Annotated in this window: 12 protein-coding genes; 2 read left to right on the top strand and 10 right to left on the bottom strand. The window is 37.5% G+C overall.

What is annotated here, in order from left to right:
- The first annotated feature begins 32 nt into the window (after nt 1-32).
- Nucleotides 33-3,080: a TonB-dependent receptor gene (locus DK861_RS00830; RefSeq protein ID WP_109398979.1), complete on the top strand. Its 3,048-nt coding sequence runs from the start codon at nt 33-35 to the stop codon at nt 3,078-3,080.
- 28 nt (nt 3,081-3,108) lie between these two features.
- Nucleotides 3,109-3,903: an energy transducer TonB gene (locus DK861_RS00825; RefSeq protein ID WP_109398978.1), complete on the top strand. Its 795-nt coding sequence runs from the start codon at nt 3,109-3,111 to the stop codon at nt 3,901-3,903.
- 61 nt (nt 3,904-3,964) lie between these two features.
- Here the strand turns inward: DK861_RS00825 and DK861_RS00820 are convergent, their stop codons facing one another.
- The 10 genes from DK861_RS00820 to rpmH all read right to left on the bottom strand — a co-directional run bounded on the left by DK861_RS00820 (nt 3,965) and on the right by rpmH (nt 13,534).
- Nucleotides 3,965-5,929, bottom strand: coding sequence for a hypothetical protein (locus DK861_RS00820; RefSeq protein WP_204101236.1), 1,965 nt, complete (start codon nt 5,927-5,929; stop codon nt 3,965-3,967).
- Between the two features lie 23 nt (nt 5,930-5,952).
- The gene (locus DK861_RS00815; RefSeq protein WP_109398977.1) at nt 5,953-6,885 is read right to left on the bottom strand and encodes a metallophosphoesterase; all 933 of its coding nucleotides are present in this window, start codon (nt 6,883-6,885) and stop codon (nt 5,953-5,955) included.
- A 179-nt stretch (nt 6,886-7,064) separates the two neighbouring features.
- Complete coding sequence (locus tag DK861_RS00810) at nt 7,065-7,529, bottom strand: DUF1097 domain-containing protein (protein WP_006534283.1); 465 nt, start codon at nt 7,527-7,529, stop codon at nt 7,065-7,067.
- A 405-nt stretch (nt 7,530-7,934) separates the two neighbouring features.
- Entirely contained in the window at nt 7,935-9,248 is a 1,314-nt protein-coding gene (locus DK861_RS00805; RefSeq protein ID WP_109398976.1) for a type II toxin-antitoxin system HipA family toxin, read from the bottom strand.
- Nucleotides 9,249-9,506 carry a helix-turn-helix domain-containing protein gene (locus tag DK861_RS00800; protein ID WP_072064722.1) on the bottom strand — a complete coding sequence of 86 codons (258 nt, stop codon included), beginning with the start codon at nt 9,504-9,506 and terminating at the stop codon, nt 9,249-9,251.
- Between the two features lie 144 nt (nt 9,507-9,650).
- Nucleotides 9,651-11,015, bottom strand: a complete 1,365-nt coding sequence (gene mnmE, locus DK861_RS00795) for a tRNA uridine-5-carboxymethylaminomethyl(34) synthesis GTPase MnmE (RefSeq protein ID WP_072064721.1) — start codon at nt 11,013-11,015, stop codon at nt 9,651-9,653.
- A gap of 131 nt (nt 11,016-11,146) precedes the next feature.
- Nucleotides 11,147-12,787, bottom strand: a complete 1,641-nt coding sequence (gene yidC / locus DK861_RS00790) for a membrane protein insertase YidC (RefSeq protein WP_072064719.1) — start codon at nt 12,785-12,787, stop codon at nt 11,147-11,149.
- Nucleotides 12,788-12,789: 2 nt separating this feature from the next.
- Nucleotides 12,790-13,050 (bottom strand): membrane protein insertion efficiency factor YidD, encoded by a 261-nt coding sequence (yidD, locus tag DK861_RS00785; protein WP_072064717.1) that lies wholly within the window; start codon nt 13,048-13,050, stop codon nt 12,790-12,792.
- Nucleotides 13,014-13,373: a ribonuclease P protein component gene (gene rnpA / locus DK861_RS00780; protein ID WP_071788569.1), complete on the bottom strand. Its 360-nt coding sequence runs from the start codon at nt 13,371-13,373 to the stop codon at nt 13,014-13,016. The genes yidD and rnpA overlap by 37 nt, the downstream gene beginning before the upstream one ends.
- Nucleotides 13,374-13,390: 17 nt before the next feature.
- Entirely contained in the window at nt 13,391-13,534 is a 144-nt protein-coding gene (gene rpmH, locus DK861_RS00775) for a 50S ribosomal protein L34 (protein WP_004246509.1), read from the bottom strand.
- Nucleotides 13,535-13,631 lie beyond the last annotated feature (97 nt).

Here is a 13,631-nt window from a genome sequence, read left to right as displayed (position 1 = left end):
TCACTTCTTTTATTAATTGAATAGGTAAAACAATGCATATAATGCTTTTTCAAAAGCGGAAAATTGTTTCAATCTTCGTTTCTCTATCGCTATTTTCTCCGTGCTTTTATCTGCAAGCCAAAGAAGATAAAACCGATCTTGGTCATATTCAAATTTCTGATAATAAAGAAAAAGATACACAAGGTTATTCACAAGTTTATGAGAAAGATGTCTCTAATGTTTATTTAGGCAAAGAGCTATTAGAGCGTTATCAGGGTATTTCTCCAGCTGATTTACTAAAAAGTGCCATTGGGGTTTATAGTGGTGAAGCGCGTAATGGTGGGGCGCTTGATCCGAATATTCGGGGTATTCAAGGGCAAGGACGTATTCCTGTTACAGTGGATGGTACAGAGCAGGCAATTACCGTTTATCGAGGTTATAGTGGTGCCTCTAATCGTAACTATATTGATTCTAATTTGATTAGTAGTATCTATATTGAAAAAGGTCCCTCATTAACTCCAGATATGAAAACAGGCATTGGTGGCGGTATTGCGATTAAAACCCTAGATATTCGTGATATTGTGCCTATTGGTGACTCTTTTGGTATTAATTTTAAAGGGGATATTAGTAATAACTCTACGCGGTATAAAGAAGTTTATTTAAATATGCTTGAAGATTATCGAGAATATCCTAATTTTCATCATAAAGGAGTAAAAATTAGTGATCCTGCGTTAGAAATCACACCGCAAAAAAATAAAGATTGGCACTTTCATGATCACTCATTCCGCTTAGGTATTGGATTTGAAAAAGAAAAGTTTAATTTATTATTTGCCTATGCACTACGAGAAAAAGGCAATTATTTAGCAGGAAAAAGGAATACAAAAGCCTATCTCGAAACCGATAATATGAAATCAATTCATTCGAATGATTATAAAGTAAGATTGACACCTTATGTTCCTTTTATTGCCCATATTTATCGCCCTGGTAATGAAGTACCGAATACATCCAGCCGTAATCGTTCATTTTTAGTTAAAGGGACATTATTCCCTGAATCAACACACCGTTTTTCGATTAATTACCGATACACCGATTTACTGTTTGGCGATATTATGCCATTACGTTTAAGTTGGGTTCGTTATGATAAAAATTTAGTAAATCAATGGCCATTAGCAACGATTAATCAACAGGCGGGAATATTAACTTATCAATATAAACCCGAAGATAAACAAACTGATTTACTGTTACGGTTATGGGGGAATGTAACTTCTGGGCATACCAATACTCGAGGAGGTGAACCAAGAGTACCCAAGAATATCGATTATGGTGATATGTTTGCATCTAAATTGGATCTAAAAAAAGATATTCGCTTTATTGATACTGCCTCTCTTTATCAAGAGAATAACCGATATGGTATTGATTTATCTTCGATATTTAAATTATCACCGCAATTTTCTCTTTCATTTTCCAGTCATTATCAATTTGAAAAATTAGACAGTGATGAATTGGAATTACCTGAAAATTTTGATTTTGTTACCTCCGGGCGAGCAGGACAACGTCATGAAATTAACTTAGCCCTTTCCACAGATTGGAAGCCACTTTCTTGGTTAGCTATTACTGCGGGCGGGAAATATCATTATTATCATTTAACAGATACTTTTTTAAATAATAAGCGACGTAATAATGTAAAAGGTTATGAGAAATCTCCATCAATAAGAGGCTTTATTTTGCCTTATCGACGTACATTAACTGCGGATGAATATTTATTATATAAAGCTTACCATAGGGTGGATGTAGAAACGTTACCTGAAGAGCTTAAAAATTATCGACGTTATCCAGAAATAGATAAAAAAATGCGTAAGTTTTTACTCTCTAAATTTGTTTATCCTGAATATGAAAATTTATCACCTGAAATAAAAGAAAAAATTATTAATCATCATGAAGTTAAAAAAACTCAAGTTCATATGATGCACGATGATTTTCTTCGTGATGAACAAGGAAATCTCAATATAGAATCTTCTCAAAAACGTCCTATGATCACGGAATATACCGTCATACTTTATGATAAAAATGGCGAATTATCTAAAAGTAAAAATATGTTCTTAAGTGGTTATGCTGATATCAATGAAAAAGTGCCCGATCCCATTACAGGTAAATTAGTTAATAAATATGAAATGGGTGTGACCAATCCAATCCCTATTTATCTTGATGATGATAAAGATAATTTTGCACCTGAGCCCAGTTATCAGCATGGGGCCTTTTCACCACTGGTGTCTGCAACGGTGTATGCCAACGAGATATTGCGTTTTTATGGCCGTTATACCGAGCAACTGCGTTTGCCTAATTTATTTGAAGACACTAGCGGATTTTCAGGCTCTAAAGCTCGTTATTATGGCTTTAAATTAAAACCAGAACGCGCCAAAAGTACAGAGTTTGGGGTTGTATTTGATTTGACCGATTGGCTTAATGTCGAGCGCCATGCCGATATTAAAATTAATTATTTTCATACCAATATCGAAAATGTGTTTGATAGAGATGCAAATTGGCAAATTAGGCAATTTGAAAAGCAAAAATTAGAGGGGCTGGAAGTTCAAGCGCGTTTTGATAACGGTTTTATTTTTATGGATACGGCTTTAGTTTATAGCCATAAAAATAAGGTATGCGATAAAAATGCCTTTAGTCATTACGACCCCTTTGGTTTCTTGGGAATTAAAGAGTGTATGACAGGGGGGTATCCGGGTGGTTTTTTACGTACTTCTATTCAGCCTAAATATTCATTTAATTTACATTTAGGTACCCGTTGGTTAGATAATAAGTTAGAGGTGGGCAGTCGCTGGCTCTATTCATCAGAAGTAGAAAATAAAGATGAAAAATGGCTAAAAGAAAAGTTACCAAGAGAAATGTACGGCAGAAATAATAATCCGATGCGTTGGGCAAAAGTCTTTACCGTCGATGCCTATATTAACTATCAATATAGCCCTAATTTATCGTTTGAAATAACAGGCAGTAATTTATTAAACGAATACTACATTGATCCTTTAACGCGATCAGGTATGCCTGCACCCGGAAGAACCTTCCGATTGGGTGTGACTGCACAATTTTAATTAAAAGAGAATTAAGGAGCTTTTTGTTATGTTGGCACTTTCTGTCAGGCAACCGCTTAATATTTATTACTGGCTAATAGCTATCTCGTTAGTTTATATCGCTATATTAAGTTGGCTGTTGCGTTCACTTTCTATGGCAGAAAGTGCACACCATATTCATCAGCAACAAGAAAATACATTATCTGTTTACCAAGTGGTATTTTCACCGCCCCAACAATCGACAGTCGTGCCTGAGCCTTTAGTGGAAACGGCACCTCAAGAAACCCCCATTGTGTTGCCAAATGCCGAAATAGGAGAGTTTGTTGAAGCACCAAAGAAAATACCTGAAAAGCCCAAAGAAAAACCGATACCTATAAAACCAGTTACACCAGTAAAAAAACAGGTCGTACAAGAAAAAGTAGAACCCATAAAACAGCGTGATTTAGAAAGCCAAGTAGCGCAAATAACATCAGAAGCATCCACAGAAAGCTTAACGCAACATACGGCAAGTTCGTTAGCAGGAAGAAGTCATGCACTAAGCGAGAAAGGCATCGGGCAAGGTGAGTCTGACAATCACTACATAAGCTCATTGCGCCGAGAAATAGAGCGCCATAAACGTTATCCATCACAAGCGCGCCGCATGCAACATGAAGGTCAGGTAGTGGTGAGTTTTTCTCTCACCGCAGAAGGTGCTATTGCCATGGTTGAGATAGAAAACTCTTCAGGGATTTCTTCACTGGATAATGCAGCAATGGCTGCTGTAAAGCGAGTAAAACCGATAGGGCCTAAGCCTGAAAGCGTATTGAACCCGCTTATTGTTTCATTAGATTTTCAATTAAATTAATCTAGTAAATAAAACACCTAAGAGTGAATTTAGACTTAGGTGTTTTTATTAGAATTAATGGTTAAAACAGTACAGTAATATCTGCTAACACAGTGTTAGGTTTAGAAAAGTGCAAATAAAAATAAAGATTGGATGCGTTTTCTTGTGTGAATAAATAATCTAATTCAAGTTGATAAGTTCGAAAATAGGCTTTTTTATTTGTTACTGGATGATTAAGTAGTGGTGTTATTTTATAAATGATATTGTCCTGATTTAGGCCAAGAGAAAAGGTATTTGAAGCAATTAATGTCCCTTTAAGGGCATTGCCCGTTCTCACAGAAACTGAAAGTGATTGTTCACTTTCAGCTGCGCACTGTAATAACACCTTCATTTTTTGCGAATTATTTGTTTTTCCAATCGTTTCTTCTGAAGGTAAGCAAAAATAGGCTTCTTGATTTAACAAAATACAGTTTTTACCCACCAGCATATCACTATACCCATATTGAGCTTTACTTAATTGCGTATCAAACCCATGATTTAAATCCAATTCATAGCTTTTTTGTAGTACAGGCAAGTGGTTTTTAGTTTCTAGTGTAAGAGAAGCATAACCGTCATAAAAACGGAATATAGGTGCAGATTCTGTTAACCAAGCGCCAGAATCATCATGGCATTGTTTACCATTATGTCGGCTTAAATAAAGGTTTACGCCATTAAAACAGTAACCAGGAATATTAAGATAAGACTTGTTCTCTCGGCGGCCTTGACCAATGGTAAAGCTATTATTGTTTACATCATCAAGCACCATATAGTGTAATGCGCCCCAAGGGGTGTCAGAAATATAACGTACAGAAGGTAAAATTTGAGAGGGCGATAAATATGCTTTACTGCTATCTGGTGTAAAAAAAGTGTCTGTTTTTAATACATCACGACTATCCCCCGCGACACCATAACAGCCTTCATATTGAAAACTATCTGCTACTTTTTCAGTACTTAAGTAGTTGTGTTTAATACGAATAACAGCATCAATATGAGAATAGGTTTCGATACTTTGTAACATGGATGTTCGATGTAATATATCTTTGCCTATATCAAAGTAAGCTTTGTAATAGCTGATTTTAGGATCGGTATGGCTATAGTCATGTCCATATAACTCTAAGCTATTCCAGTGAGAAAATGGTGTGTTAAATTCGATTTCAAAACTCTTTTTTATCCAAGCCTGATAAAAAGATAATCCTGATGTGTAAATACCGGATAAAAAAACATTACTTTTATTATAATCATCTTTAAATATATTAGATGTTTGCCGATAAATGGCGGTATGAATTGCGCTATTAAATTTATCTACACTTTCTCTTAATGTTTTTAGATTACTTTTAAAGTAATCATCACTTAATTCAAGTTTATCTTTATTAGTGAGAATATCGTAATGCGCAGCAACAAAAAGGGCGCAACAATGACAATAAAAAGGTAAGCCTGCGGATTGCGCTAAATTTAAGACTAATGGTTGTTGAGAAACGATTGTCGTAATTACATCATCAAAACGGTTGAGTACTTGTTCCCGTAAATCTTTTTTTTGTTGTACAGAATAATGCATTGTAGGATCAAGATAACGAGCAAACGAATCAGAGAATAACTGATACACATCGGATATTCCCTCTGTGGTGAGTTTGATAATTTTAACATTATTATCAGCAATTTTAGCGTCAATAATACGAGAGACATGCTCGATAATTTGATTAGCTAGCGAGCTATCTTTCATATTTTTATTCATCATACCAAAGAGTGCAGAGGTGATTTTTGATAATGCACCACCGACAACCGGTATTAAACCAATAATATGTCCGATGACGGTTTGTCCTACAATAATGGGAGCATTGAGTGGATCTTGCTCATTAAATTTATCGACAATGGTCGGTAATACATTACTATTGCGGTTAATCATATCCAACATACCTTCTTGGAGTTTTTGGTAGTCGATACAGATTAATGGCTGTGTTGCAGGGAGTGATGAAGGACTAATGGCGACTTTTAATGGATTGAAATGCATAAAGAAAACTCCTTGTTTAATATTTAGTTCCATTGTTCGATTAATTGAGGCTGGCCAGATAATCCGTTATAAACAGCAATAGAAAGTTGCGAGCCATTAACTTCAACAGATAAGTAATCCCCTTTAAATAAAGCGCCACTGTTATAAACGGGAATATCACCAAAGATCTCACTACCACCGTAACGATTATCTTGTCCAACATAGTGTGTATGGCCAACAAAAACTGCTTTCACACCATAGTGCTCAATCATGTATTTAAAAAAGGAGAGTTCTTCTTGAGAGGAGTTTTCAGGAAAATGTTGGTTACCATCATGAAAATTTAAAATAATGGTTTTATTACGATTGCGAGCTTGGATTAAATCTTTTTCTAACCAATCAATGGAATCCGTGACATTGATTGTTGATGCAGCCCAATGGTCGAGTACTACGTGATAAGTAGGATAATTTTGTAATTGAACAAAATGGATTTCACCATAGTCCCACGAATAGGCTTTACTACCTGAATATTCACTACTATCGTACCGGAAATTTTCTGAGGTTGAATAATGACGGTATTCTTCAATACGATAATGCATATCAAACACCATGCCTCTGGCACAAGCATTCATACTGTAATCAGAATTACTCGGTTCTGAGCAATCACCGACATTATTTTGATAATCATGGTTACCTAAACCGACATAGGTATTAAATCCTAAGGGAGATGGGGCAAAAAGAGAGCGAAAACTTTCTCGTTGGTGACGACGACCAAATTCCGTTAAGTCGCCGTTAATAATACCAAAAGCAAAAGATTTTTCGTGATGTAATAATTGTATGCTATCTCTGACTTTTCTAACTGTTGCCTCCCAACGAGTTTGATCGTCATTAGGATTATTATTATCTAAATTGAGTCTCCAAGGTTGAGGATCTGACATTACAATAATGTTGTAGTGTGTAGATTGTGTCGGGGTCGTCATAGCTATATTCCTTTTCGCGTTATGTGTGAGATCTCCTTTTTGACGTAAATAGAAATGAACTACAATTTCAAAGTTTGTTAGTTATCTATGAGGGAAAGTAGAAAAGATAAGGGAAAAAGAAAGCGGTACTTTAGAGGGAAAGTATCAAGTTACCGCTTTTTATTGGTTTGATAAATTAATTAAACTGCTTTTCTCTGTGATTTATTGGCAGCCCACAGTCCACTCATTTTCATTGCATAACCAAATAACACACCGACAATAAGTGAAGGAATGGTTTGTGTTAAATCACCTTGAGCAGCAAAAATGGTACAGGCGCCAATAAAGGTACCAGGAATATAGGCAAGCAGAGTGCTTTTAGCTTGAACGCACATTATAAAGGCAATCACACCCGTTACGGCATAGCCGAAAATAGATATATCATCAAATAGTTGACTACCATAAATAATTACCAATGCCCAAATCACGCCACTCATAATTGTGGCAATTGTTACTGCTAATCCTTTTAATCCTTCTTTAGGGTAAGCAAAATAAGCCGTACAACCTAGAAAACCAGCCCAACTTAATAAATCAAATTGATTAGCTACAAATGCCCAAATGGCAGAAAGAATGCCTGTTGTCAGCGCAGTAAAATAAAGCGTTCTCACGATAGACTCTTAAATATAAAGGGGATATTTACCCAGTTAACTAAAGGCGAAGTTTAGCATTGTCATTGACTGGTTTTCTATATTTTGATCATGAAACATGATAATTTTAATACCTATTTTTTCTCTATCTAAAATCTATTTTTCTTTTAAAAAAAGGAAAAGATAAAGTAAACGATTGCGTTATTTACTCCATGAATAAATAAAAAATAACTAGATACATCGTTTGATATTTATTTTTAATCGTGTAATTAAAGAATGGTATTAAATAATATAAAAAGTAAAAGAAGGTAAGTCATTCATTTTACTTTTCTTGAGAAAGTTTATTACCTAAGTTAAATGCGCACTTATAACTTTTACCTGCTATAACCGTTAAATTGAAAATTACACGGTATAGCAGGTAAGTTGCTAAATATTAGCTAATCTAACAACGCGTGCTTTCATTCCATTCAATATTGTATTGCTGATATCAGAAGGGAAATCCTCGGGTAATTGCTGTTTTACGCGTTGTATAACATCGTCCATTTCTTGATAAAAATAACGAAGAATCTTGCTCATCAAGGAAGGATCGAAACCGACAGCTTCGGCTGTTTGGTAAAAATGGCGAGGAAAAATTTGTTCTATTGCGTATTTTTTGCCTCGGCTTGCTTTTAATCCCATAGCAAGTTTTGCATCTCGTGGATTAAGTCCTTTTCCTCCAAAATTGGGATAGATAGACATAATGTCATAAAGAGGCGCGAGATGAAAACGTCCTTCTTGGTTGATAAAAACAGAAAAATTCTTTGCATGTCCATCTGTTGCCGCTAAAAGCCAAAATAGCACTTGTGCCTTCATAAAATGAAAACGGTCTTGATCGGCATTTGATGAGCCAAGTAAATATTTCATAATATCGATAATGCCAGGGTCCCCTTCATTTTCATATTTTAGTGCAGAAGGTATATTTAGAATTTGGCAAAAATCTTCTTGAGGTAAACGTATTATCCACGATTTATCTGATGAGTATTTTCTATCAAAACGTTCTACAGCAAGCGCTTTAATATTTTTTGTTTTAATAATAGAGCAGTGAGGAACAGGAAGATCAAATTCTTTGGCAATTAAGGTACAAAGATATTCATTTTCTACACTATCGGATAAATCCATTGTATAAGAATGACCTTCAATAACACCAATAGGCAGCTTAATAATATGTGTAGTCGGCGTATTATTGTGTGGCACACACCAATGATCATCTTTTAAAAGTAATGCTGTTTTTTCTTGCGCACCAGCAATAGAAATTCTGAAGTCAGGATATTCTTCAAGCATACCGAGTGGTGTATTGGATTGATATCCTAGTAGAATTTTCTCAAGTTCAGTGTCATCGAGTTTGTGATATTCTATTTTTTTGATATTCGCGGGTGTACTACCACTAGGAAGTAACCTTAATGCACCAACAGTATCTGCACCGATAGCCGCTAAAAGATCAAAGGGTTGGCTTGAATTCGCATTATAGCGACTCACAATACGATTTCTAATTTCAGTATTATCAGGTAACAGATTATCAAAGAAATTATAGACACAGTCTCCTTGATATTCTTGAAGTTGTAATGGCATCGAAAGAGAGATCGGACGACTTCCTGGTTGATTAACCCAATCTTCAGTATATTGGAATGAATGCGCACCTGAGCTTTTTTTAGTAAAAATCCCCACATAGTATTCATTCATATATACATCAAGACTCGCCATTTACCACTCCTCTTTCCATTCACTTTTGTGTGCTAAATTATTTTTAGCATCTTTAGGGTGAATTTCCATCTCTAAATTTAGTGCAGAGAGCAGTTTGAAAAAGGTTTCTAGTTTGGTGGAATTAGGATTAAGTTCAAAATTGGACACGGTGTCTTGTCGAATTCCTACTTTTTTGGCGACTTTACTTTGAGATAATTTTTTTGTTAATCGGACATCTTTTAGATGTACGCTGAGTTGATAGGCGTTAATTATAATCATCATCTTCTACCGGTTATAGGCGTTAATATCTAATATACCGGTTATAGCGTGTAGATCAAGGTCTAATGGTTATAGCGTGTAGATCTTTACCTGCTATAACCGTTAAATTGAAGGTTACACGGTATAGCAGGTAATATTGAGTTGTTACTTCCCGATACAGAAACTAGAGAAAATACGACCTAATAAATCATCTGAGGTAAATTCACCTGTGATTTCACTTAATGCTTGTTGAGCGAGTCTTAGCTCTTCTGCTAATAACTCACCTGATTTTGCATAAACCAGTTGCTCATGACCTTGCTGTAGATGTTCTGCTGCGGTATTTAATGCCTGTAAATGGCGACGGCGAGCTAAGAAACCACCTTCAGTATTACTGTTAAAGCCCATCGCTTCTTTTAGGTGTGAGCGAAGTAACTCGATACCCATACCATCACGAGCAGATAAGCGGATCATCGGGTAGTTTCCTTGTGCCGTGATCTCGGCATTTTCCCCTGTTAAATCTGATTTGTTACGAATAACAGTCACAGGCAAGGTGTTTGGTAAACGTGCCATAAATTCAGGCCAGATATCTTCAGGTGTTGTTGCATCGGTTGTGGTGCTGTCAACCATAAATAGCACTCTGTCTGCTTGCTCAATCTCTTTCCAAGCACGTTCAATACCAATGCGTTCAACTTCATCACTGGCTTCACGTAAGCCTGCTGTATCGATAATATGCAAAGGCATACCATCGATATGAATATGTTCACGCAATACATCGCGAGTTGTACCAGCAATATCCGTGACAATGGCCGCTTCTCTGCCAGCTAATGCATTTAATAGGCTTGATTTACCTGCATTAGGACGACCTGCAATAACCACTTTCATTCCTTCACGTAACAGGCTACCTTGGCGAGCTTGAGCACGAACATCATCTAATTCAGCAATAACAGCATTGAGTTTTCCTTCGATGATGCCGTCAGAAAGAAAATCAATCTCTTCATCAGGGAAATCAATAGCCGCTTCAACATAAATGCGTAAGTGAGTTAATGACTCTACCATCTCGTTAACATGAGAAGAAAATGCACCTTGTAATGAATTAATCGCTGAACGTGCTGCTTGTTCTGAGCTGGCATCAATTAAATCAGCAATCGCTTCTGCTTGTGCTAAATCGAGTTTGTCATTTAAAAATGCACGTTCAGAAAATTCTCCAGGGTTTGCAATACGCACACCAGGAATTTGTAAAATACGTTTTAGTAATAAATCTAGAATAACGGGGCCGCCATGGCCTTGTAGTTCTAGAACATCTTCACCTGTAAATGAGTTCGGATTAGGGAAGAAAAGGGCGATACCCTGATCAAGTACTGAGTTGTCATCATTGCGAAATGGCAGGTAATCGGCATAACGAGGTTTAGGCAATTTGCCTAAAACGGTTTGCGCCACAAGGGCAGCTTTGGGGCCAGAAACGCGTAGGATACCAACACCGCCTCTTCCCGGAGGTGTGGCCTGAGCGACGATAGTATCAGTGCTATGCATGGTGTACTCGCTTAATCAGAATAATCATATCAATATAAAAAAACAGAAGGCGGTCATTGTAGACCGCCTTCGCTATTTTATGTCACTTTCCTTTGAATGTAACCAAGGAAGAGGTTTTTCCTCATGTGACCTTATTTTTTGTCTCTACTGTGTAAGCCACGTTTTTCCAGACCGCGGTAAATTAATTGCTGCTGGATAATGGTCACTAAGTTACTGACGATATAGTACAGAACCAGACCTGATGGGAACCACAGGAAGAATACAGTAAACACAACCGGCATAAAGGTCATGATTTTTTGTTGCATCGGGTCAGTCACTGCAGTTGGAGACAGTTTCTGAATGATGAACATTGTCACACCCATTAATAATGGCAGGATGTAGTACGGATCTTGCGCAGACAAGTCTTGGATCCATAACATAAATGGCGCATGACGTAATTCAACTGAGCCCATCAGCATGTAGTACAAAGCAAGGAAGATTGGCATCTGGATAATCAGTGGTAAACAACCACCCAGAGGATTCACTTTCTCTTGTTTGTATAACGCCATCATTTCTTGGCTCATACGTTGTTTGTCATCACCAATACGTTCACGCAGTGCAGCCAGTTTGGGTTGCAGTAAACGCATTTTCGCCATGGAGGTGTACTGCGCTTTAGTCAGCGGGTACATGATACCACGAACGATAAAGGTGATCATGATGATGGAGAAGCCCCAGTTACCGATAAAGCTGTGAAGGAATTTCAGCAGTTTAAACAGTGGCTGAGAGATAAACCATAACCAACCGTAGTCTACAGACAGGTCTAAATGTGGCGCGATAGCGGACATTTCTGACTGAATTTCAGGACCAACCCATAATGTAGAGCTGATGTCAGCTGTGCTATTGGGTGCAATTGTCACCGGTGCTGATTTATAACCAATCAGAGCAATAGATTTGTTTTCCAAAGTGATAGTATAGAATTGATTATTCTGACTATCTTTAGAAGGAACCCATGCTGTTGCAAAGTACTGTTGTAACATTGCAACCCAGCCATTATTGGTGGTTAGAGATAAGTTTTTATCTTCGATATCACCAAAGCTGTATTTTTTATAGTTGGTTTCATCTGATGAGTATGCCGCACCACGATAAGTGTGTAGCGCAAAGTTGCTGCTACCAGTATCACGGCTTTCTGGCAATTTAACAGATTGTTTTAACTGACCGTAGAAGTTCATTGTCAGTGTTTTATCTGTTGTATTCTCAATTTTGTAATCAACGCTGATATCGTATTGACCTTTTTTCAGAATGAAGGTTTTGATGAATTTCACCCCTTCTTCATTCACAAAAGTCATAGGTACGCGTAATTCATCCTGATTTTCACCAAGTACGAATTCGTTTTTATCAGCACTATAAACTGGGCGAGATTTCTGATCTGGACCATCAGGGCCGATTAAGCCACTTTGAGCCTGATACAGGAATTGTGGTGTAGTTTCCAGTAAACGGAAAGGCGTAGTCGAATTAAGCTCGGCGGGATAGGCTAACAAATCAGCCTCATCGATAGTACCGCCCTGAGTATTGATACGAAGATCAAGTACGTCAGTTTTTACGGTAATCAATTTTGCCTGCTCATTGCTGTTACCAGTTACAGCAAGACTATCACTGCTTGGCACGTCCGCTTGTTGCGAGACCTGAGCGGTAGTGGTGGTGTTTTGTGAAACTTTATCACCCTCCCACTGCTGCCAGATCAGGAAAGAAACGAACAGCAAAGCGATGAATAGAAGATTGCGTTGCGAATCCATCGTTAATTTTCTCTGTTATCGTCGTTTTTTCTAGGTGGGACAGGATCATCACCACCTTCGTGTAAAGGGTGGCATTTTAATATGCGTTTCACTGTTAACCAACTACCTTTTATCATTCCAAACCTGCGCAATGCCTCAATTCCGTAATTAGAGCACGTAGGATTAAAACGACAACGAGGCCCCAACAGAGGACTAATCCCCAGTTGATAGCCCCTAATTAGCAAAATCAGGACTTTTGAGCCAAGCGACAATGACGACGCCATAATTTACCCAACACTTCCGTCAATTGATGGTTATCAAGTTCAGCAACCCCTTTTCTTACTAATAGCACAAAATCCATCGGCGGTAATTCATGCTGATGTAAACGAAAGTATTCACGGGCTAATCGTTTAATACGATTACGCTCATGAGCACGTTTAACGTTTTTCTTTGCGATTGTTAGACCGATGCGGGGATGCCCCAGCTCATTCTGGCGACCCAAAATAGTAACTTCTGGAGAACTCGCACGTTGTGGTTGCTGGAAAACAAAATTGAAATGCTTGGGAGTTAACAAACGTAACTCCCTTGGAAAAGCGAGCTTAACCACGGAATGGTTAGCTTTTATTATTTCGAAGAAACGGTCAGACGAGCGCGGCCTTTCGCACGACGGCGAGCCAGAACCTGACGACCATTTTTAGTGGCCATACGAGCGCGGAAGCCGTGGTTACGGTTGCGCTTCAGTACAGACGGTTGAAAAGTGCGTTTCATAGCGATTTCTACCTACTTAATATAATTACTGATTCAGCAAATGCGTTGACAGACAGGCGTGCAATAAATAAACAAACCAGTACTTCAATCGCAGCAT

It is taken from the genome of Proteus sp. TJ1640, assembly GCF_003144445.1.
GTDB lineage: Bacteria > Pseudomonadota > Gammaproteobacteria > Enterobacterales > Enterobacteriaceae > Proteus > Proteus penneri.
The sequence above is the reverse complement of the archived record's forward strand: the minus strand, read 5'-3'. Positions and strand labels throughout refer to the sequence as shown.

What these genes read in the sequence shown, in the direction of transcription:
- DK861_RS00830 (WP_109398979.1), top strand. Translation starts at nt 33, where the DNA reads ATGCATATAATGCTTTTTCAAAAGCGGAAAATTGTTTCAATCTTCGTT.
- DK861_RS00825 (WP_109398978.1), top strand. Translation starts at nt 3,109, where the DNA reads ATGTTGGCACTTTCTGTCAGGCAACCGCTTAATATTTATTACTGGCTA.
- DK861_RS00820 (WP_204101236.1), bottom strand. Translation starts at nt 5,929, where the DNA reads ATGCATTTCAATCCATTAAAAGTCGCCATTAGTCCTTCATCACTCCCT.
- DK861_RS00815 (WP_109398977.1), bottom strand. Translation starts at nt 6,885, where the DNA reads ATGACGACCCCGACACAATCTACACACTACAACATTATTGTAATGTCA.
- DK861_RS00805 (WP_109398976.1), bottom strand. Translation starts at nt 9,248, where the DNA reads ATGGCGAGTCTTGATGTATATATGAATGAATACTATGTGGGGATTTTT.
- DK861_RS00800 (WP_072064722.1), bottom strand. Translation starts at nt 9,506, where the DNA reads ATGATTATAATTAACGCCTATCAACTCAGCGTACATCTAAAAGATGTC.
- mnmE (WP_072064721.1), bottom strand. Translation starts at nt 11,015, where the DNA reads ATGCATAGCACTGATACTATCGTCGCTCAGGCCACACCTCCGGGAAGA.
- yidC (WP_072064719.1), bottom strand. Translation starts at nt 12,787, where the DNA reads ATGGATTCGCAACGCAATCTTCTATTCATCGCTTTGCTGTTCGTTTCT.
- yidD (WP_072064717.1), bottom strand. Translation starts at nt 13,050, where the DNA reads ATGGCGTCGTCATTGTCGCTTGGCTCAAAAGTCCTGATTTTGCTAATT.
- rpmH (WP_004246509.1), bottom strand. Translation starts at nt 13,534, where the DNA reads ATGAAACGCACTTTTCAACCGTCTGTACTGAAGCGCAACCGTAACCAC.